We start from the raw sequence: 21,165 nt of genomic DNA, 5'->3' as shown, positions 1-21,165 counted from the left end.
AGAGATTAAATGATACCCGTCTCGCGCAGTTGGGCAATTTCTTGCGAAGACATGTTCAGACGCTCAGCCAAAATCTCATCGGTGTGCTGGCCAATCGTCGGCGGTGCCACATATTTCATCGGCGAGCCTGACATATACGCCAGCGGACTTGCCAGCATAGTAACTTCGCCTGCCACCGGGTGCGGTACCGTCACTTTGAGTTCACGATGCTGAACCTGCACGTCGTCAAACACTTCTGGCAATTCGTTATAGCGCGCCGCCGGCAAGCCAATACTGTCCAAAGCCTCAAGCAGATCAGCCGCCTTCCAACCCATGCTCCATTGATTGATGATCGCCACCAGTTCATTGCGATTGGTGCCACGCTTAGGATTGGAGTTAAAACGCGGGTCATCAAACAGATCCGGGCGCTCCATCAAATCACACAGTACCCGCCAGTGCTCATCAGTACCCGCGGTGATATAAATAATGCCGTCCGCGCAATTGATCAGATCTGCCGGGCCACCGCCATTGCCACCGTTACCGAGTCGCGGAGGCGCAACTCCGGAAACCAGATAATCCTGCATGATGTGCGAGGTCATCGCCACGGAACAGTCCAGCAGAGCCACGTCGATGTACTGACCCTCCCCGCTCGTGTGGCGTTGATTCAGGGCACCTAAAATCGCCAGCGCGGCGTTGTGACCGGTAAACACATCCACCAGACTTGGACCGGCCTTTAAGGGACCCGCTCCTGGCTGACCTTCCGGAATGCCCGTCACCGCCATCATGCCACCAGTGGCCTGGAACAAACCGTCATAGCCAGGTCGGGTAGCCATGGGGCCGGTTTGGCCGTAACCGGTAATCGAGCAGTAGATCAGTTTGGGGTTGACCTGTTTCAGGCTCTCATAATCCAGGCCATAGCGCTTCAGGTTACCCACCTTGTAGTTCTCAATCAGCACATCACTGTCGGCGGCCAGACGGCGGATCAACTCCTGACCTTCCGGCCTGGAGAGGTTACAGGTCACCGACTTTTTATTGCGGTTGGCCGTCAGATAGAATGCCGACTCTCGTGTCTTGTTACCATCGCTGTCCAGCAGAGACGAAAAGCCATACATGCGCCCATCGTCCCCCACCCCCGGGCGCTCGATTTTAGTCACATCGGCGCCAAGATCACCGAGAATCTGGCCACAAAAAGGACCAGCCAGTACACGGGTCAAGTCCAGTACCCGGACCCCTTCCAGTGCTTGTGAATCAGTCATTCGTCGTCCCCTACCAAATCAGGCGGCCCGTTGATGCCAAAGCAGAATCGACATCGCCGCAGATTAATGAAAGCACCATAATACAGCGCCTGCAACCACCAAATCAACAGTGTTGTTCAATTATAGAGAAGCAATTGACGCTCGACCTTCGAGCGCGCTTATGCAAATCTGCACCGTATTTACCGGGCAACCAACGCTTTGTGACAATGTCATGCCAGCGCCAGCAGAAACCTAAAAAGCCGGCTGTTACACCGGCTTTTGCATCAATACGCTGCTACCAATATCGCTGACAGCTTAGCTTTGTCACCACGTAGCGCCGTAGCTCGATAAAGCCGTAACTACAAAATGCTGAATTACTAAGTGTTGCGACTACTGAATTCTGGTAACGACCTCAGAGGATGTCACCACCCAGCCCGTGTCACGGCTTAGTTCATATAGCGACCGCCGTTAACGCTGAGGGTATGTCCAGTGACGTAGCCAGCCTCTTCTGAACACAGATAAGAAACTGCTTTAGCGATATTCTCGGGCTTACCCGCCTTGCGAACGGGCAAATGCTGCCCAAGAGCTTCAGCACCACCCGGGCCCAGGCCACCATTTTCTTCCAGGTTTTTCAACATTGGTGTAACAACCATACCCGGTGGTACGTTATTCACGGTGATGCCTTTGGGGCCAAGTTCAACAGCCAGTGCTTTTGTCAGCGCTATCACACCGCCCTTGGAAGCAATGTAAGCCGCCATATTGGGAGAGCCCGTTTGAATACTGGAGGAAGAAATAAACACAATGCGGCCCCAGCCAGCAGCTTCCATATCAGGCGCTAGAGTTTGTGCCACCAGGTAAGAACCGGTCAGGTTGACCGCCATTACCTTGTTCCAGGTCGCGTCATCAATCTCGGCCAAAGGAGCGGTGGAATGCATGCCAGCACTGTTCACCAGAATCGTCACTGGCCCCAAGACCGCACGAGTTTTGGCCGCACCCGCTTCTATGGATTCACGACTGGAGACATCGACGACCGCCATAGTAACTCGGCGCCCCATCGCTTTAATTTCTGCAGCGATCTCGGCCATCAAATCTTCATTCAGATCCCAGATGGCAATATCGATACCATCTTTAGCCAGATAACGACAAACTTCAGCACCGATTCCAGATGCTCCCCCCGTAACAACGGCCACTTTTGTATTTTCTGTCACTCTATGACTCCTTATTTTTCGCAATAACCCAGCCGCAGCCCGGTTTTATTGTTGTGTGGTGCGCATTCACTTAGACATCACTGTTGTCTAATATATACCAATCGCGGCCACATTCCTAACAAATCAAGTGACCGTTCAGGCCATTTTATCCATGGGGTTCAGCCTGCCATTACTCGAAAACACTGCCAAAACTACCGCCTAAAGGTAAATTCCCGTTGCAGGCAAGAAGGCGCACAAAAAGAAAGGCGCCACAGGCGCCCTTCGGTAGATCCCACAGTGAACGGATTATTGTTTTAAAATATCTTCAAACTGTGGAAACTCTTCTGTTTTTAACACGCCATGCATAAACAAACGCAGCATTTCCCGACTCATACGGGCAGCCATGCCCGCTCTTGCGCTGTCGGTATCCGCGTGTGCCCTGACCCACTCCGGCCAGATAAAATACCCGGATAAGACAATGACTGACAATGCCTCGACATCAATATCACCCTGACTGTATTGACTCTCCGCCAGCTGTTGCGTGGTCTTCTTAAACAAGCGGAAAAACTTATCCTCCCCGGGGTTCTCGGATGCCAACAGCTCGAACAACCAGACTCGCCCCAAGGTCGGGTTTTCAACGGCAAAATTAACCATCAGGGAAATGACTTCATAAATACTCCCAGGGTTCAGTTCAACCAACGAGCCGTCTTCGTTGAACTCCAGATCACCATATATCGTTGATGACAAATGATCACTGACCCACTCAACCGTGGCCTTGATCAGGTCCTCACGGGTTTGAAAATGTTGGTAGGCGGTACCACGATTAATGCCGGCCAAAGCCGCCACTCGGGATACTTTTAACGCTTCAGGTCCGTCTGAGGCCAATACGGTTCGTGCCGCCGCCAAAATAGCCTCACGGGTTGCTTCCTTACTGTTCTTGCGCAAACTGCCCCCTCATATTCTTATAATAGTTCTATGATCACCAGTGTCGTTCACTGCCAATAATAGTGGCTCTATAGCGCAATCATGTCAACGCAGAGAACTGTCCCTGGCGGAAAAAGCAGTACGACAGGAAAGAATAAAACAAAAACATCAGGCAATTTAAATGAACGGTTTTGCACACCGAGTCGATGTTGATCAGCTGCATTCAACATCGACGCCAACTTCAACGCCAGGCACTGGCACTATCCTGGCATGGCCAAGGGTGCACATGTTACTCAGTGACTACTGTGGTTTTCATTCTGCTCGTACCAGGCCAGCGCATCGCGGATCGTTTCGGCGACCGGGCGTGGGCTCCAGTGCAACTCACGTCGCGCTTTACTGCTGTCCATTTCCTTAAAAGCATCGGAGAGGTACACCGCGGTTGTACTGACCAGATAATCTTTGCGGCCCAGCAGCTTAAAGATGCGCTCGGCCACCCAGGCAATGCCATACGCCAAGCGCAGCGGAATCAGTTTCGGTGGCTTGTTGCCATAGGCCTCAGTGGCAATTTTGTAAAATTCCTGATTGCTGATGTATTCGTTGGCTATGATGTAACGCTCACCCACTTTCCCGTGGGTCTCTGCTTTCAACGCAGCCTGGGCGGCATCGCGAATATCCACCGTCGGCTGACTGGCGTTTAAAGTGGCGCCCATTTTCCCTGAAGCGACTTCCCACAGGGCATGGCCGTGAGGCGTAGGTTGATAGTCTTGCGGCCCATACGTATTGGCAATGCACAAGGCCACACCTGGCAACCCTTTTTCACGGCAATAAGCCAACATTTGGTTTTCCGCTTCCAGCCGCGCGAGAATATAGGGCGAGGCCTTATCGTGCCAATTAAACTCGAATTTCTCAGTCACCGGGCCATCCGGATTGAAACCCAGGGTGCCCATACTACTTGTGAAAATAAAGCGCTCAATCCCCAGCTCCAGAGCCACATCCATGGCATTGACCAGGCCTTCCACATTATTGCGGAAGATAGGGGTCGGATCGGTCAACCAAAAACGTGGATCCACCACGCTGTAAAACACCGAACCACAGCCCGCCATCGCCGCACGGATGGTTGCAGGTTCAAGGACATCGCCATAATGAATTTCAACAGGCAAATCTTGTAGTGCTTTCGTGCTGCTGGTTTTACGCAGCAAGACTCTGACTTCACGCCCCTGCGCCACCAATTGTCGGGCAATGTGGCTGCCCACAAACCCACTGGCGCCAGTGACTAATACAGGTTTTTTTAAAAAGCCCTGAGTTATTTCGGTCATAATTCTTCTCTCTTCCCCACGGTACAATCGTAATGGTCTAATAAGTAACAGCATGAACAACCGTAAACCGGTTGTTCATGCCAGCGTAAAACAGCTCGGTACGGCGCCATCCAATATGGGTCACATCAAACGGACCTATACGAATGGCGACTATCTGCTTGCAAAAAACCAACGGGAAAGACCAGACAACCTCAACCCGTTATGGCTTTGTAAGCTCGATAAACAAGCGGCATTTTTATTTTCACGGTGATTTTTTCAATCGTCCCGGTGAAGACACCCTGATCCTGGTATTCTTTGGACACAGGCACATTGGCGTCCCGACCGGTATCAAAGGTTTCACCATTGCCCGCCAGAATTTCAGGCCGGCGTGTCACCTCACCTTGCGCAACCTTTTCACCATCGACAAAGATCGCCAATTCCCCCCCCTCTGCACCATCGTGATCAAACTCATAACGGAGTTGGTGTTTACCTGGTGTTAATGCGGTATCACTGGCAATGCGCGATTGCAGACCAGGTTTGTTCAAGGGCGAAATAGCAGCATAAGCAACGGGCTTGCCGTCTTTCAGATAGAAACTCCAGCCACTAAAATAACTGCCCGCGGCAACGATGACCCCGTCAGCGCCACCTTCCGGCACGTCAATCTCGGCGGTTAACACAAAGGGCATTTTGTAAATCGGGGGTGAAGAGACCAACTGCAATTGAATCCCCGGCCCCCAGAATTCGTACTCATCCCGGAAGGTGCCTGCCGCTTTGATCATGCGCATAGCACGCGCATTGCCACCGCTGTCCTGAATCGGGTAGACATAATTGTTGCGCGCTTCCTGGTCAAAGATTTTTTTCAGCTCTTCCAACTTCTGCGGGTACTGCGCCGCCACATTACGGGACTGGCTGAAATCTTCGTTCAGATTGTAAAGCTCCCAAGGGTAGCTGGTCACATCACTGCCACCGCGAACACTGGCAATGTCCCAGGGCATATTGCGAGGGGTGGTGCTGGCTAACCAGCCATCGTGATAAATGCCACGATTACCCAAAACCTCATAGTATTGGGTGGTGCGAACGGAAGCCACGTCGGCCTCATCAAAGCTGTACAGCATGCTTTTACCGTCTACCCGCTGCTGCTCCACCCCGTCGACCACTTTCGGTTGCGGTATTCCTGCGGCGTCCAACAAGGTCGGCATGATATCCACGACATGATGGTACTGGCTGCGAACCTCACCCCTGTTCTGCATCTTCTGTGGCCATGAAATCACCAACCCGTTACGCACTCCGCCGAGATGCGACGCGTGAGTCTTGAACCAGGGGAACGGGCTGTTGGTGGCATAAGTCCAGCCTATGGGGAAGCCCTGATAGGTATCCGGTCCCCCCATAATGTCCAGGTGTTTATCCAGCCAGGCAATATCCTCTGGATGACTGTTGCTGGAAGACAGGTGCGCCATTTCGTTGAGCGTCCCCTGTAAGCCCCCTTCGCCGCTGGAACCGTTATCCCCTTCGATAAACACCACCAGCGTATTATCCGCCTGCCCCATGCGTTTCAGCTCATCCATGACGCGGCCAAATTGGGCGTCCTGATAGGCCAGCATAGCGGCGTAGACTTCCATATAGCGGGCATAAACTCGCTGTTCTTCTGCGGACAAGCTGTGCCAGGCCGGAATGATATCCGGCCTTTTGGCAAGCTGGGTTCCCTCTGGTACAACCCCCAGAGCCAACTGGCGCTTGAGAATGTTCTCACGCTCTTCATCCCAGCCCTGATCGAATTTCCCTTTAAACTTTTCGATCCATTCTTTGGGGGCCTGGTGGGGCGCATGGGCTGAACCGGTGGAAAGGTAAGCAAAGAAAGGCTTATCGGGTGCAGACGCTTTCTGGTTGTGAATCCAGTTGATGGTCTTGTCGGCCAGCTCTTCATCCAATAAGTAATCGTCCGGGCGATGGCTGCCATCGACCGGGGAAATACCTTCATAGAGAGCAGGCTGCCACTGGTCGGAATCGCCGCCAACAAAGCCGTAAAAATACTCAAAGCCGCGTCCGGTAGGCCATTGATCAAATGGGCCAGACGGAGAGCGCTCTGCGGCAGGAACGTTATGGTCCTTGCCGAACATGGCGGTGTTGTAACCGTTATCGCGCAGAATGCGAGCCACTGGGGCCGCCGAAGTCGGGATGTGTCCGGTATAACCCGGGTATGGAGAATTGAGCTCTACCACCGCCGCCAAACCAACCGCATGGTGGTTGCGACTGGTCAGTAACGACGCGCGTGTTGGCGAGCAGATACCCGTGGTATGAAACTGGTTATAGCGCAGGCCCTCAGACGCAAGTCGATCCAGATTCGGCGTCGGTACCGGCCCCCCAAAAGTACTCGCTGACGCAAAGCCCACATCATCGGTCATCACCAGCAGAATGTTCGGCGCACCGTGGGGGGCTTTCACCGGCGAAGGGTACATCGGCGTCGATTCGTCTTCGGTGGGCTCCAGCTTACCCTCATAGGCTTTTGCCGGTATTGGCAGCACACTGCGATCTACCGCATCAGCCTCTGCGTGCAACAGAGGTAAACGCAGGCCCAGCCAGCCGGTGCCGAGGCACAGCACAACTGCGGCCACCCAACGGAATTTGATTTGTTTCATTATTTTGTCCCTCTCAGCCAGTAACGCTAACCAGCCCAGTCTTTCAGCGTGAATGCAATTTGCAGGCGCGACCGACAAATCCCCCCAAATTAGGGGGGGTGTGGATCGGCTGAGACACTATGCCTGAGTCTTGGTATAATTTTTAATGCAAATCAAATCACCAAGCCATGCCTAATTGTTATGCGTCAGACCTCAAACCATGGAAATCGATCTTAAAAAACTGAATCATGTCGTCACTGTCGCCACTACCGGCAGCTTTTCCAGAGCAGCCGAGGTGCTGCACATCACCCAGCCCGCCCTCAGTCGCAGCATTGCCACAGTGGAGGCGCACTTTGGCATTAAAATTTTCGACCGAAGCCGCCGTGGTTCAGCCCTCACGCCCCTTGGACAACTGGCCGTAGAGGAAGCCGAAAAACTGCTCAGACAAGCCCGGACGCTAGACCACAACTTGCAACTCTACCGCCAGGGTAAAGCCGGTAAACTCGCCTTTGGCATGGGGCCCCTTATTGCCAGCCTGACATTGCCAAAACTCAGCAGCCACTTCATGCAGCAACACCCCAAGCTGCAAATCCATGCCAGCATCAAACCCGATCTGCTTTTGCATAACGAACTCAAGGAAGATCAGATTGAAATGTTATTTTGCGGCAAAGGATTGGTTGAAGCGTCACCGGAAGTCTCCTTTGAAGTGGTTGGTCAGATAGAACTGGCCATGCTGGTCAGAGCAGATCACCCCTTAACCACTCGCCCATCCTTAAAGCAAACTGACCTGTTTGAATTTCCTGTTTTAAGTGCCATTCACCCTTTCAGTTCTGCAACCGAGCCCGTGGGCGGGGCCTTTATTTGTGATAACTACGATGTACTCCGTACCACGGTGATGCACAGTGACGGCATTTGGATCACATCCCCTCAACTGGTCGAAGCTGAATTGAAACAGGGATTACTGGCAAAAATTCATGTCAAAGATGAACAGCGGCCCTCACACGTAGAGGTTTATATGGCGCGTCTGCGAGGCACTCATGCCTCACCAGCCGCCGAAGCCATTGAAACCTATGTGAAAGATTTTTTTTCCAGGCTGGCCGTCACCCAATAAAGGCCTCCGTTTCAGCATAACGGAGGCCTTTATCAATGTGTTATCAATTGAAATAACAGTCAAAAAATTATGCAAACACTGCAGAGATTATTTAAATTCGTAGGCCGCCAACCAATCCGCCACGAATCGAACAAAGCGAGCGGCATCCGCGCCATTAATGACACGATGATCGTAGCTCAGTGACAACGGCAACAATTGACGTAACTCCGGCTCACCATGCTCATCCGGCAAAAAGCAACTGCGCGCTCGTGTAATGCCTAAAATCCCCACTTCCGGAGCGTTAATGATGGGAGAAAAGCTGGTGCCACCAATGTGACCCAACGATGACAAGGTAAAGCAACCGCCAGACATTTCTGCCATCGACAAACCTTTGGTCCGGGCTTTCTCTGAAGTTGCCGCCAACTCAACGGCCAATTCATCTTCCGTCTTTTTATCACAATCGCGAATTGCGGGTACCAACAGACCGCTGGGCACGTCAACCGCAATACCGATGTGGTAGTAGTGCTTTTGATATAACTTGGTGCCATCAGCGCTCAGTGACGTATTGAACTGCGGGTATTCTTTCAAAGCGGCAACAGTGGCTTTCATCAGGGCCGGTAACAGGGTGCGTTTCTTATCCGGATTCGACTGATTCCAGGCCTTGCGACGCCGCTCAAACTGCGTAATATCCGCATCGTCATTGTGGGTAACGTGAGGAATAGAAGCCCAGTTGCGATGCATGGCACGACCCACATAGGCCTGGGTTTTGCCAACAGACTTCTCTTCGACTTCGCCAAACACGGAAAAATCCATCTCCGGCCACGGCATCATATTGCTAAATTGATCACTCATTATTGACTCCTGCAGCCAAGCTCAAACCCAATCCGTGCCCGATATAACACCGTGAATTGGCGGCTGGCGGTATTTCTTAATTAACACGAAAGCCGCCAATACATTCAAATTGACTTGAGTAAAATCAATCCAAACACATCGAAGGCTACCACTAATTTTGTTTACTGAGGGGGGGCTTCTCCATCAAAAACAGGCAGCTTGTCGCTTTTGATGATGCCATTCTTATTGAGTCTCATCACTTCGTCCGTGAATCGTTTCACCAGATCATGTTTTTCAGACTCATCGCTCTTGCCAGCTCGCGACCAAACCGGCCATAACACTGAACCCACCACCATCATCATCGCGTGCACTTCAGGGTCTATGTTCGGCTCCGCCAGATCGGACAAGACGAATTTTTCCATCATCGCCTTGTAACGTTTCCAGTAAGGGTCATTCGCCCGCTTCTCAGGGTCCAGAATCGACACCAGCCAGACACGCCCATACTCCGGGTTTTCAATGGCAAACTTGGACAGGTTCTCCACCAATTGTCCAGGCCGTACTTTTGTCGACGAAGGGTCAGTGGCATTTGCATCGTCACCAAAAGACTCACGACATAATTTTTCACTAACCCAGGCCACGGTGGCACTCAATAATTGATCCCGTGTCTGAAAATGGTGATAAGCTGTGCCACGGTTTACACCCACCATTTGCGCAACCTTGGAGACACTCAAACCTTCTGGACCATCGCTCGCCAACAACTTTCCGGCAACTTCCAAAATAGCTTCACGGGTACGCTCAGGATCGCGCCTGCGTTTATTGACTTTGGTTACTTCAGCATCAGCTTCCATTGTGTAAATTCCTTAAATTAAGGTGTAAACATCAAGGGACAGTTTCCGGTCACATCCCATGACCCCTAACGAAAATGCCCTAATCTCATCATCTTCCCGTGTGATGTTGTTAACTCTGTCAAAAAAGACCTGTGCAGCAATCACGTTTTTACAGAAGCTCTCAAACCCGCTCAATAATAATGGCTGGGGCCATGCCGCCTGCAGCGCACATGGTAATCAAACCACGTTTCAGGTTGCGTCGTTCAAGTTCATCCAGAACAGTTCCAATCAAGACCGCACCGGTCGCACCAATAGGATGCCCCAGTGCAATGGCGCCGCCATTAACATTGATCTTGTCACGATCAATGTCCAGATCACGAATAAACTTTTCAACCACCACGGCAAAGGCTTCGTTCACTTCCCACAAATCGATATCGTCTTTGGTCAGGCCGGCTTTAGCCAGTACTTTCTTGGCCGCCGGCACCGGAGCATTCAACATCAAGGTGGGATCATCGCCCATATTCGCTGTCGCAATAATACGCGCGCGAGGTTTTAAGCCATGCTTCTGAACATAACTTTCTGAGGCCATCAACAGAGCGGCTGCCCCATCCACCACACCGGAAGAACTGCCCGCATGGTGGAAGTTTTTGATATCCACATCCGGGTAACGTTGATTGATGTATTTACGAAAGGTGTTACCTTCTTTATCCAACGGCATGTCTGCCAGAGCTGCAAAGCTTGGCTCCAGTGCAGCCAGACCTTCAGCCGTGGTACCAGGGCGAGGGTGTTCATCCTTGGCCAGCACAACCTTACCCTCGTCATCCACCACCGGAACAATGGACTGGTCAAAATAGCCGTTTTCTATCGCATGAGCAGCACGGCGCTGGCTCTCCAGCGAAAACGCATCCAACTCTTCCCGGGTAATGCCTTCCATGGTTGCAATGGCATCGGCACATAACCCCTGATTGGATTGTGGGTGCTTTTTTTGCAAGCGCGCATTACCGGTACCGATGCCCGGATTTTTAAGACCCGCTTCGCGCTCGGCCATGCCTTGAGCGGTAATGTGGGACATCATTTCCGTGCCACCGGCCACCAGCAGGTCTTCCATGCCGGACATCAATTGGGCCGCCGCCAGGTTAACCGCGGTCAAGCCACTGCCACAAAATCGATCCAGAGTAACGCCGCTCACACGGATGTCATAACCGGCATCCAGAGCGGCCATGCGCCCCATGTCACCGCCCTGTAAACCTTTTTGAGCACTCGTGCCCCAGATAACGTCATCAACGTCTGCAGTATTAAAGCCATTGCGATCATGCAACGCCTTCATCACAGCGGCGGCAAGGTGTTGAGGGTGCATCTGGCTCAGGGCGCCCTTGCCCGGCTTTCCAATACCGCGTGGCGTACGTACAGAGTCGATTATGTATGCTTCGGACATGTTTTTATTCTCCTTTTGGCCAGAATTCACTTCTGGAACCGTGTAACTGTCATCTTAAGGCACAAAACCTAACATTATTGTACGACAGTGTTGTTTATAAGTATAGATAACAATCACGACCGAGAGCTGTTGCTGCATCATCAAAAATCTAAAGTACGGCGAGTCACATTAGGGGAACATCCCAATGAAACCACCCCATCACGCCATAGTGAGGATAAAAAAATGGCGGGTAATAGAAACCTATTCCCGCCAAAAGCTCGATGGTAGAGAGAACTGCCGCTCAGGACCACCCTTCAGTGAACCCAAGCTTTATGCTTTAGATTAATGGCCTTAGAACTGATAACGCAAGGAAGCGCCAACTGTTCGCGGAGCGCCATATGTAGGAGCGAAAAGACCCAAACTGCTGATTACGTTCAGGCCACCCACTTGATACTCCTCGTCAGAAGCGTTGTTCACAAAAGCAGCAAAATCAAAATTTGACCCCATCACATTGTGCCAATCGACCCTGACATTCCAAACCTCATAAGCGTCGGCATCGAGAGTCGACTGGGCAGAAGCCAGGTCTTCGGAAGACCAGCCTTCAAGAACAGCCATCTCATCGAACAGATCACCGTTAGCGTATGTTTTCATTTCATCCTGCCAGTAAACACTTGCCATGGCAGTCACCTCACCCCACTTGGAGCTCAGCGGCAAGGTGTAGCGAATTGACGCCGTCACTGAATTTTCAGGCACGTAAGTGAAATCACCATTTGAGGCATCCAACAGCACAGGGGTACCACTGGAATCCTGCACCAAGGTATCCCACTCATCATAGCCCGCATCGACAAACGAATAACCCAAAGTCATCAAAAGATTCTGAGTCGGAGCAAAAGTGATGTCTGCTTCAAAGCCCTTAATTTCAGCTTTAGCCGCATTGATCGTCGCTGTACCAAAACCGCTATCGGTTACTACACCCTGAGTTTTTTGAATGTCATTGTATTTCTGCAGGTAGGCAGCAACGTTGACACGCACTGACCCCACGCCCTGAATTTCCCAATCGGATTTTTGACCAATCTCGTAGGTCAGTACAGTTTCTTCATCAAATGGCTGCAAAGTGGCGTTATCCGTACCGCGCAAGTTGAAACCACCAGCGCGATAGCCAGTAGATACACTACCGTACATCATCAACTCTGCCCTTGGCGTATAACTTAAAGACGCACGCCAGGTTGGGCTGGAATAGGTTTCACTTTCATCACGCTCACAGTTTTCTGCAGGATTGCCGTCAACATCGGTCACACTGCAAACCAGCATACCGCCATCAAGATCACCAAAGCCGCTGTAATTCTGTACTGTTACTGCACGTTTATCCCAGCTCTGACGCAAACCGACCGTCAATGCCCACAGCTCATTAAAGGTAAAAGTCCCTTCACCAAAAAAGCCGTAGGCTTCATTGTGAACGTCACCCGCCGGTGAGATTTGAGTCAAGCTATGCTCAGCAACCAAATCTAGAACGGCCAAACGAGGGTCGAAACCTGCCAAGCCATATCCACCTTCCTGCCAGTCGGGATTAGCCCCCAAAATCTGAGTCACGCCGTCCTCTGTGGTGCCTTGCATGTCGTACCAATAACCACCCACAATCCACTCCAGGCGGTCATCAAAAGAGTGCCCCAAAAGTTGAATTTCGTTACTGAACTGCTCAGCCGTTGTCTTTGGCCCTACAGGGTCAAGGGTAACCGCACCCGTCGACAGGGTGCCAAACATTGGCAGAGCAGTACCGTCAATATCCGTAGCACTGGACATTTCAACTTTACGATAACCAAACACATTCTTCAGACTGAGGTTATCAGTCAAATTATACATCGTGGTGTTGGCCACCATTTGATTCTCAACTTTATCACGAGACATAAAGTCGGTTTCAATTTCATGCACACTGCGTGACTGTTGGCGCGCTAAAGCCTCATCAACGCTTTTATCCGCTGAAATTCCAAGGAATCCAAAATTTTCACCCAGGCCACCATTGTGAATGCTATTTAACATTCCACCAACACTGGTTGAATAGTTGAATGCGGTGGGCACAGGTACCCGACCCAACATATCATTTTTATCATAAGAGACCATCAGCAGATTGCTGAGGTCTTCACTGAGCTCCAGATTCATGCTCAGACGAAGCCCTTTGGAGTCTTCATCCCAAAACTTCTCACCGTGTAAAGCATTGTCAGCAACGTTTTCCTGATACCCGTCACGCTCTAAGGTACGGCCAGCCAACCGTAACTGGACCACTTCATTCACAGGAAGATCAACCGCACCCTCAAGACTGCGCAGGTTATAATCACCCAGTTTGGTTTCTACATAGCCACCCAGCTCAGTTCCAGGCTTTTTAGGCGACAACAGCAGAGCACCACCAGTGCTGTTACGGCCAAACAGGGTTCCCTGTGGGCCTTTCAACACCTGAACATTTTCCAGGTCGTACATAGACAGATTGGAACCTTCTGCGGGCGTCATGACCACTTCGGCGAAATAAATGGGCACCGCTTGATCCAGAGTCATGGAAACATCTGTCGGGCGCTGGCCGCGAATCGACAAAACCGGGGTGTTGGTGGTGGTACCAGCATTGGAAACCCGAAACGAAGGCACATGGGTACCCAGATCTGACAGTTCGGTAATATTTTGCGAGCGCAGGAAGTCCTCGCTCATGGCCGTTACGGCAACCGGAATATCCTGAGCACTCTCCTCACGGCGACGGGCGGTTACGACAATCTCTTCTAACAGCCCGAAACCCTGGCCACGCTCTTGGGCAACGGCGTTCGGAATGCAATTGGCTGAAGCAATCGCCAGAGCCAGACTGGCTAATTGTAAATGGGTATTGGACGTTCTCTGTGGGCTCGGCAAAGGGCCGCTATTCTTTTTCATTATATACCTCTCTTCATGGTGACTTTATAGATATAAGCATTATTGATTATTAATTTTCTTTTATTCGCTTCAGCCCTTTTATTGTTTTCCAATAGGGCTAAAGGCATTAAATTGCTTCCAAATAACTGCCGGTTTGCGATTCAGCAGTTACTTCAATAGGTCTAGAATTTATCAGAATTATATTTCAGGCTATTATTCACATTTGAGATAAATGAACAATACTGTTGATCATTTAATTTATCAACACGTACCGCCCAAAGGGACAATTGGTTGCGCTCAAATGGGAAACAGCGTCAGCAAAGCGGCTTTTCGACAGGCTTAATAAACAGGCCTAGAAATGTGACGCAGCAGACAAACCGGGAGGTTATAAAAGGAGGTGCAATCGCAGTCGTAGACGCATGTCATTAACCGCGAGCAGCAGATATCGAAGCGCCTGCTGTCACCGGGCGGTCGAGCCAGAAGCCGCCCGTCGTGAGCAAAAAAAAACCGGCCAGCCAAAAAGGCCGGCCGGTTCCTTCAGAGTCATGATCAAAAGTTTAGAAAAGATAGCGTAGCGAAGCACCGTAAGTACGTGGAGCACCGTAGGTATACCCAACGTACTGAATGTCAATGACGTTCAAACCACCCGTCACATACTCCTCATCCGTTGCGTTGCTCACAAATGCCGCGACATCGAAGTTGGAACCCATAATGTTGCGCCAGTCAAAACGCAGATTCAAGACTTCGTAGGCGTCAATGGTAGAGACCTCTTCTGCCATAGCGATATTGGCATCACTCCACCCCTGAATACCACCAACAATATCAAAGTCACCGGCCCACTGGTTGGTTTGCATCTCGTCTTGCCAGTACACGCTTGCCATCAGGGACATCTCACCCAGACTGGAATCCAGAGGCAGGGTATAGGTTACAGAAGCGGTCAATGACTGCTCGGGGATGTAGGTAAATGGCGCATCGCTGCGATCAACCGATGTCGTGTCGTAACCACCCAATGCATTGCGGGCGTTCACGCCCACCACGTTGTCCTTATAACCCGCGTCAACATACGAGTAGGCCAAAGACAACAGCAGGCTATCGGTCGGAGCAACCGTGACATCGAACTCCAAGCCCTTGATCTCTGCCTTACCTGCGTTAACAGTTTCTGTCGTCAAACTGCCGGTGTCGGAAGGCAAGGAGCGCGTCTGCTGGATGTCTTCATAGTCCTGCCAGTACAAGGCCAAGTTAGTCCGCACTGCAGCCCAGTCAAATTGCCAGTCTCCCTTATAGCCCAACTCGTAGGTGGTTACTGTTTCTTCATCAAACGGTTGCAATGACACATCATCGCTGCCCCGACCATTGAAACCACCAGCTTTATAACCAGTCGCAATGCTGAAATACACCAAGGTATCATCTTCGGGTGTATAGTTTGCCGACAAACGCCAGGTGGGTGATGAATAGCTTTCACTCTCATTGCGCGAGCAATCCGCCTCCACCACACCGCCCGTGGTCACCACACAAGGCTCTGCACCCAGCGGACCCTGGTACTTGCTCACGGTAATTTCACGCTCATCCCAGCTTTGACGCAAGCCGGCCGTCAATGACCAGGAATCATTAAAAGAGAAGGTTCCCTCGCCAAACAAACCATAAGCCGTATTTTCTGTTGAATAACGACTGTGCTGAACCTGGCCGCCTGCTAAATTTGCTCCACCGGCGCCCAGCAGGGGATGTGTATTTAAAGAAGGACGCGCAGGAATCACCACGAGGTCTTCATTAACCGTGCCCTCCATGCTGTACCAGTAGGCACCTACAATCCAATCCATGCGCTCATCAAACGCACTGCCCAGCAGCTGAATCTCATTACTGAATTGCTCCGCCTCAGTTTCATTAAGGTCTGGATTCTGCGTCTGGCCAGATCCGTTTATATCATAACCTGTACCAAAAGCCGGGATAGTAATAGGACCATAAAGAGGATGAACTGTTGAGATCGGTACCGGATATCCATTATCGGTATAGGCATCGTAATCTGGAATGGCACCCGCAACAGGTAAAGCCGTGCCGTCAGAATCGGTTACCGCTTCACGCTTTACCTTGCGGTAACCAAAAATATTTTTCACTGTCAGGCTCTCAGTGATGTCAAATTCGGTGGTATTAGAGGCAAAGGTATTGGTGACATTATCTTCGCCCTCAATATCTGCCTTCACTTTCCAGGGGTCGTCACGGTCAATATTTTCTTGTACCGCGGCGGCATATTCCGGCACTATAGCCGCATATGCCTGTCCGGCTATCGCACTGGAGTTAAAGCCGACCAGATGGGGAATCGGTGCCCCTGACTCGTTGTTATCGTATGCCAGTACAGTCAGGTTATTAAACCGATCACTGCCATAGTTAATGCTCAGCCGTACAGCTTCTGAATCTTCACCGCGGTAATCATCGCCATGCAGGGCATTAGCAGCGATATTTTCCTGATAGCCGTCACGCTCTACCCTGCGACCAGCAATACGCATGGTCAGTTCATCGGTAACGGGCACATCCACTGCACCTTCGATATGCTTCAGGCCATAGTTACCCAATTGCGCTTCGACATAACCTCCCAGAGCATCGCCAGGGCGCTTGGGTGTCACCAGAATTGCACCACCGGTACTGTTACGACCAAACAGGGTGCCCTGCGGTCCCTTCAGTACCTGCAGATTTTGCAGATCGTAGAGCGCCAGGTTAGTACCGGTAGACGGGGTCATCACCACGTCATTGACGTACATCGGCGCGGCCGCGTCCAACTCAATTTTGGCTTCGGATGGGCGCTGACCACGAATACTGATCAGCGGTGTATTGGTGTCGGTACCCGCTGAGGTGATGCGCAGGGAAGGCACGTGGGTACCCAGGTCCTCCAGTTCACCAATATTTTGCGCGCGCAAAAAATCTTCACTCATTGCCGTAATCGCAATGGGTACATCTTGTTGGCTTTCTTCCCGACGACGTGCGGTTACGACTATCTCCTCCAGCACGCGCATGCTTCTCTCATCGTCTGATTGCGCACTTGCGACCGGGGCGAAATTGATTGCGGAAATTGCCAGCGCCAATGTGGCCATCGGAACAGCGCCGTTTGTGCAATATTTTTTATAACTCTGGTGTAATTGAGAACTTAACGAATTCATTATAATTATTTCTCCGGTTCTATCCCATTGTGCATTTTTATAGTTATTGACTAGTCACATCTGAAACTCACGGGCACTGTTCTATCGAATGGATATTGTCGATTCGGTTAACCCTTGAACAACAGTGTTGGGCATAAAATTACTATGTTTCAATTCGAAAGTCACTAGCTATTGGGGCAGGGACAAGTACATTTTCCTCCAGATCTCATTACTCCTTGTATTTATGTATTTTCCTGCCCATAACCAAACATCACTGTTGAACAAAATGCCGCCTCCCAATACCTCCTCAAACAGCCGCTGCTCAGTGAAGTTTGTTGTACATTTAGGCGTTAATTGACGGCTGTGCGTCATGCTGGCCGAGTTTTTTTGGGCAAAAAAAACGGGGGCTGGGCCCCCGTCTTCACAAACGCTTAACGAATGATCAAGCCGATTTTTTAGCGCCTTCTTTGGCGTGATGTTCAAACATAGTCATCAGATCGCCCGAGACTATTCGGCGTGGCGCTTCGCCCTCGGCCAGCGGCTTCTCACCACCGTAGGACTGCGGCGTGGTATCCACACCATCAGCAGCGGCTTGTGCCCGCAAGGCACCCACGGTCAGGTCTTCACGCTTAATGTGACTGAACATATCAAAGTTGAACCAGTTCATCGCGTTCAGGTGAGTGATTTTATCAATCTGAGTATCGGTCAGATGATTCATGGTTTTCCACAGATGCTCCGGACATTCTGGCCACAGGGTGTCAGAGTGCGGGTAATCTGTTTCGTAAGCCACCAGATCTTCGTTAACATACTTCAGGTTATCCAGACCAAAGGCATCGTCAATGAAACACACCATAAAGTGTTTCTTAAAGATGTCGCTGGGCTTCTTGCCCTGGAAGCTGGAATTGGTCCAGGCTTTGTGACGCGAGTGACTGAAGTCAGCGCGCTCCATGAAGTACGGAATCCAACCCAGGCCACATTCGGACAGGGCGATTTTCAGGTTTGGATAACGCTCCAGAGCAGACAGGTTAAGCCAGTCAGCAGCGCCGACAGCGCTGGACATAGGCATGGTGGTGATCCAGGCCTCAATCGGCGTTTCTGGCGACGCATGAGGAACCGGGTTACCAGCACCAATGTGCAGACACATAGTGATGTTGTGCTCGGAGATGGCTTTCCACATTGGCTCCCAATACGCATTGTGAACGCTGGGCAGGCCCTGGGCGGTGGGGTTCTCGTTCAGAGATACCGCAGTACAGCCTTTGGCAGCAATACGTTTGATCTCAGCAACGGTGGCTTTCATATCCCAGGTTGGCAGGATGGCACAGGGAATGAAACGGCCTGGGTAGGCACCGCACCACTCATCAATGTGCCAGTCGTTATAGGCGCGCAGGTGGATCAGGGACAGGTCCTTGTCTGGGGCACGATGGAAACGACCGCCATCAAATCCCACAACGGTACCAAAGTTCAAAGACGCGGCAATGCCGTTCACGTTCATATCGTCGATGCGCTTGTGAACGTTGTAAATTCCTTCGCGCATTTCTTCCAGCGAGTTAGGCTCCATGCCGTACTCTTCCAGAGGACGCCCAACAACGGCATTCAAGCCAACAGATGGCATGTACATGCCCTGGTAGGTCCAGAAACATTTGCCCTTCTCATCAACACCAAACTGGGGAGCAGTTTTGAGGTCGTCTTTCGACAGGTGCTTCTCGAACATATCGGGTGGTTCTGTAATGTGATCATCGACACTGATGAGCACCATATCGTTCATATTCATACTCTTCTCCTCATACGGCTTGTACTGTTGCCAAAACCTGGCTTGTGAAAAATCCTGTGTTTGTAATTAACGCTGACTGATATCCGTCGACGGGTCAGCGATTCTTTTTGCCAAAGGCTCATGTGAACCCTGACTAAAGTCATAAATGACACCAACTCGTTGCGCCTCCACCGCACGCTGCGGTTGAAAGGTGTAACAGTTTGGCGGCATCCGGGTGGCGTCTGACTGCTGCTCCAGTGGAATACTGCGGCCATTGGCAATCATATTCCCCCAGCGCAGCAGCTTCGCAACTTCCTGCTGTTTCGGCACCTGAGTTTTGATCCAGGCGCCCAATTTATCCAACCTTGTACCCGCCAGTTCTCCCGGCTCAACAATATGGAAATCTTTTTCCGTCCAACATAACTGGCTGTCACCATTAGACCGTATTTCTGCGTAACGTTTCCCCTCAATCGGGTCAGACACCAGAATGTCGTACACAACAACATCATCATCGGCTGCGTGCTGAGCGGCTAATAAAGCCAGGTCATAAAGATGTGTGCAGTTATCCATTTTTTCACCTCGCTCTGGAAAACGTTGCAGCGCTTGCCCGTTAAAGGTGTTCTCGATTTTCTGTTGCGCGCCGGGACACGTCGTCCACGGTGCACGTTCCATAACAGCCTGAATATCTGTCACAGTGACGCCATCGTGAAACAGCGTCACACTCATGCAGTGGTAATCATCCTCGACTTCACTGCACACCTTTCCTTCAGCGGGTGTGATACGAAAACGCCGCCGAAAGCCTGATACCGTTTCGAGATTGTCTGGCTTCATACCCAGCTCTAATCTTTCGCCAGCAACAGCGCTGTCGCCAATGGACCACCGCCGGACGTGGCGATTGCCACCTTGGGGTCACCCTCAATCTGGCGATCGCCCCCCAAACCCCGCAACTGCACAACCGCTTCATGGGCAAATCCAAAGCCGTGCAAACGACCCGCACCGATTTGTCCACCGAACGTGTTCAATGGCAGCTCTCCATCCAGGGCAATACGCTGGCCACCTTCAATAAATTTTCCTCCTTCACCCACCTCACAGAAGCCCAGGGCCTCCAGCCAGGTGAGCGTGAGGAAACTGAAACCATCGTAAAGCTGCACCGTATCGACGTCCGCCGGAGTGTAGTCGGTACGCTTCCAGAGATCGCGACCGGTAGCGTAGGACGCCATCCACTCCGCCTGATCCCAGCTGTGTCTGTCCACGCTGCCCGCCATCGCTGCAATGCGCACAGGGGTACACTTCACCTCGTCAAGTGCATCACCGGCAGACACAATCAGCACGGTGGAGGCATCGGTGTAACGATCGCAATCAAACAGGCACAGCGGCGTAGAAATCATGCGCGCCGACATGTATTCGTCCATGGTCAGCGGTTCACGCACCAGGGCTTTGGGATTGAGCGCGGCATTGGCGCGATCGGTGAGTGAAATCTGCGCCAGTTGCTCTCGGGTCAATCCGTATTTCTTAACGTGACGCATGGCGTACTGAGCGGTCCAGTTGGCCGCGGATATGGCCCCAAAAGGCGCCAGCCACTGCGAGTAGCTATCCACCCGATCACGTTTCGGCATGGGGTATTCATCGGGTTTGGTAAAAGCCGCCGCTTCGTACACCGTGCGATAACAGATCACATGACGCGCCTGACCGGTGCGCACCGCATCGGCGGCTGCGACAACAGCGCCCAGCTGCGAGGTAATTTCCCCACCACCGGCGTACCAGGTGGTTTTCATCCCCAATGCATCAATCAGTTCATCCGACCCAATCGGCGAAAAGCCCAGCATGCCGGAAGCTCGGCCGGGGTAGGTAGAGACACCATCAATCTGGTCAATGGTTAATCCGGCTTCTTGCAGGGCTTCTTTCACCGCATCGACGGTCAGCAGTAACGGATGGCGTTCCAGCCGGACTCCAATTTCCGATTGCCCAATCCCTGTAATAAACGCTTCATTTCTGGACATA

14 protein-coding genes are annotated in these 21,165 nt (G+C 51.5%); 1 reads left to right on the top strand and 13 read right to left on the bottom strand.

Annotation, left to right across the window (positions count from 1 at the left end; all coding sequences use genetic code 11):
- Window positions 1–5: 5 nt before the first annotated feature.
- The 5 genes from G8770_RS10510 to G8770_RS10490 form a co-directional block, all read right to left on the bottom strand.
- Window positions 6–1,235, bottom strand: coding sequence for a CaiB/BaiF CoA transferase family protein (locus G8770_RS10510; protein ID WP_167185905.1), 1,230 nt, complete (start codon window positions 1,233–1,235; stop codon window positions 6–8).
- Between the two features lie 425 nt (window positions 1,236–1,660).
- Entirely contained in the window at window positions 1,661–2,422 is a 762-nt protein-coding gene (locus G8770_RS10505; RefSeq protein WP_167185903.1) for an SDR family oxidoreductase, read from the bottom strand.
- Window positions 2,423–2,707: 285 nt separating this feature from the next.
- Complete coding sequence (locus G8770_RS10500) at window positions 2,708–3,346, bottom strand: TetR/AcrR family transcriptional regulator (protein ID WP_167185900.1); 639 nt, start codon at window positions 3,344–3,346, stop codon at window positions 2,708–2,710.
- A 272-nt stretch (window positions 3,347–3,618) separates the two neighbouring features.
- On the bottom strand, window positions 3,619–4,641 hold the full coding sequence (locus tag G8770_RS10495; protein ID WP_167185897.1) for an NAD-dependent epimerase/dehydratase family protein: 1,023 nt from the start codon (window positions 4,639–4,641) through the stop codon (window positions 3,619–3,621).
- A 191-nt stretch (window positions 4,642–4,832) separates the two neighbouring features.
- On the bottom strand, window positions 4,833–7,256 hold the full coding sequence (locus G8770_RS10490; RefSeq protein ID WP_167185894.1) for an arylsulfatase: 2,424 nt from the start codon (window positions 7,254–7,256) through the stop codon (window positions 4,833–4,835).
- 199 nt (window positions 7,257–7,455) lie between these two features.
- Between G8770_RS10490 and G8770_RS10485 the strand changes: the two genes are divergently transcribed.
- On the top strand, window positions 7,456–8,346 hold the full coding sequence (locus tag G8770_RS10485) for a LysR family transcriptional regulator (protein WP_167185891.1): 891 nt from the start codon (window positions 7,456–7,458) through the stop codon (window positions 8,344–8,346).
- A gap of 87 nt (window positions 8,347–8,433) precedes the next feature.
- Here the strand turns inward: G8770_RS10485 and G8770_RS10480 are convergent, their stop codons facing one another.
- From G8770_RS10480 to G8770_RS10445, 8 genes are all read right to left on the bottom strand, one after another.
- The gene (locus G8770_RS10480; RefSeq protein WP_167185888.1) at window positions 8,434–9,177 is read right to left on the bottom strand and encodes a 2-oxo acid dehydrogenase subunit E2; all 744 of its coding nucleotides are present in this window, start codon (window positions 9,175–9,177) and stop codon (window positions 8,434–8,436) included.
- 161 nt (window positions 9,178–9,338) lie between these two features.
- Window positions 9,339–10,004 (bottom strand): TetR/AcrR family transcriptional regulator, encoded by a 666-nt coding sequence (locus G8770_RS10475; RefSeq protein ID WP_167185885.1) that lies wholly within the window; start codon window positions 10,002–10,004, stop codon window positions 9,339–9,341.
- Window positions 10,005–10,164: 160 nt separating this feature from the next.
- Window positions 10,165–11,418, bottom strand: a complete 1,254-nt coding sequence (locus G8770_RS10470; protein ID WP_167185883.1) for an acetyl-CoA C-acetyltransferase — start codon at window positions 11,416–11,418, stop codon at window positions 10,165–10,167.
- Window positions 11,419–11,748: 330 nt separating this feature from the next.
- Window positions 11,749–14,307: a TonB-dependent receptor gene (locus tag G8770_RS10465; RefSeq protein WP_167185881.1), complete on the bottom strand. Its 2,559-nt coding sequence runs from the start codon at window positions 14,305–14,307 to the stop codon at window positions 11,749–11,751.
- Between the two features lie 536 nt (window positions 14,308–14,843).
- The gene (locus G8770_RS10460) at window positions 14,844–17,291 is read right to left on the bottom strand and encodes a TonB-dependent receptor (protein ID WP_167185878.1); all 2,448 of its coding nucleotides are present in this window, start codon (window positions 17,289–17,291) and stop codon (window positions 14,844–14,846) included.
- Between the two features lie 565 nt (window positions 17,292–17,856).
- Window positions 17,857–19,185 (bottom strand): amidohydrolase family protein, encoded by a 1,329-nt coding sequence (locus tag G8770_RS10455; RefSeq protein WP_167185875.1) that lies wholly within the window; start codon window positions 19,183–19,185, stop codon window positions 17,857–17,859.
- A 66-nt stretch (window positions 19,186–19,251) separates the two neighbouring features.
- On the bottom strand, window positions 19,252–19,995 hold the full coding sequence (locus tag G8770_RS10450) for a DUF2889 domain-containing protein (protein WP_167185872.1): 744 nt from the start codon (window positions 19,993–19,995) through the stop codon (window positions 19,252–19,254).
- Between the two features lie 8 nt (window positions 19,996–20,003).
- Window positions 20,004–21,164, bottom strand: coding sequence for a thiolase family protein (locus G8770_RS10445; protein ID WP_208022186.1), 1,161 nt, complete (start codon window positions 21,162–21,164; stop codon window positions 20,004–20,006).
- Window position 21,165: the final 1 nt, after the last annotated feature.

The sequence above is a fragment of the Pseudomaricurvus hydrocarbonicus genome, assembly GCF_011602365.1.
GTDB lineage: Bacteria > Pseudomonadota > Gammaproteobacteria > Pseudomonadales > Cellvibrionaceae > Pseudomaricurvus > Pseudomaricurvus hydrocarbonicus.
This window is presented reverse-complemented; position numbering and strand designations above follow the sequence as displayed.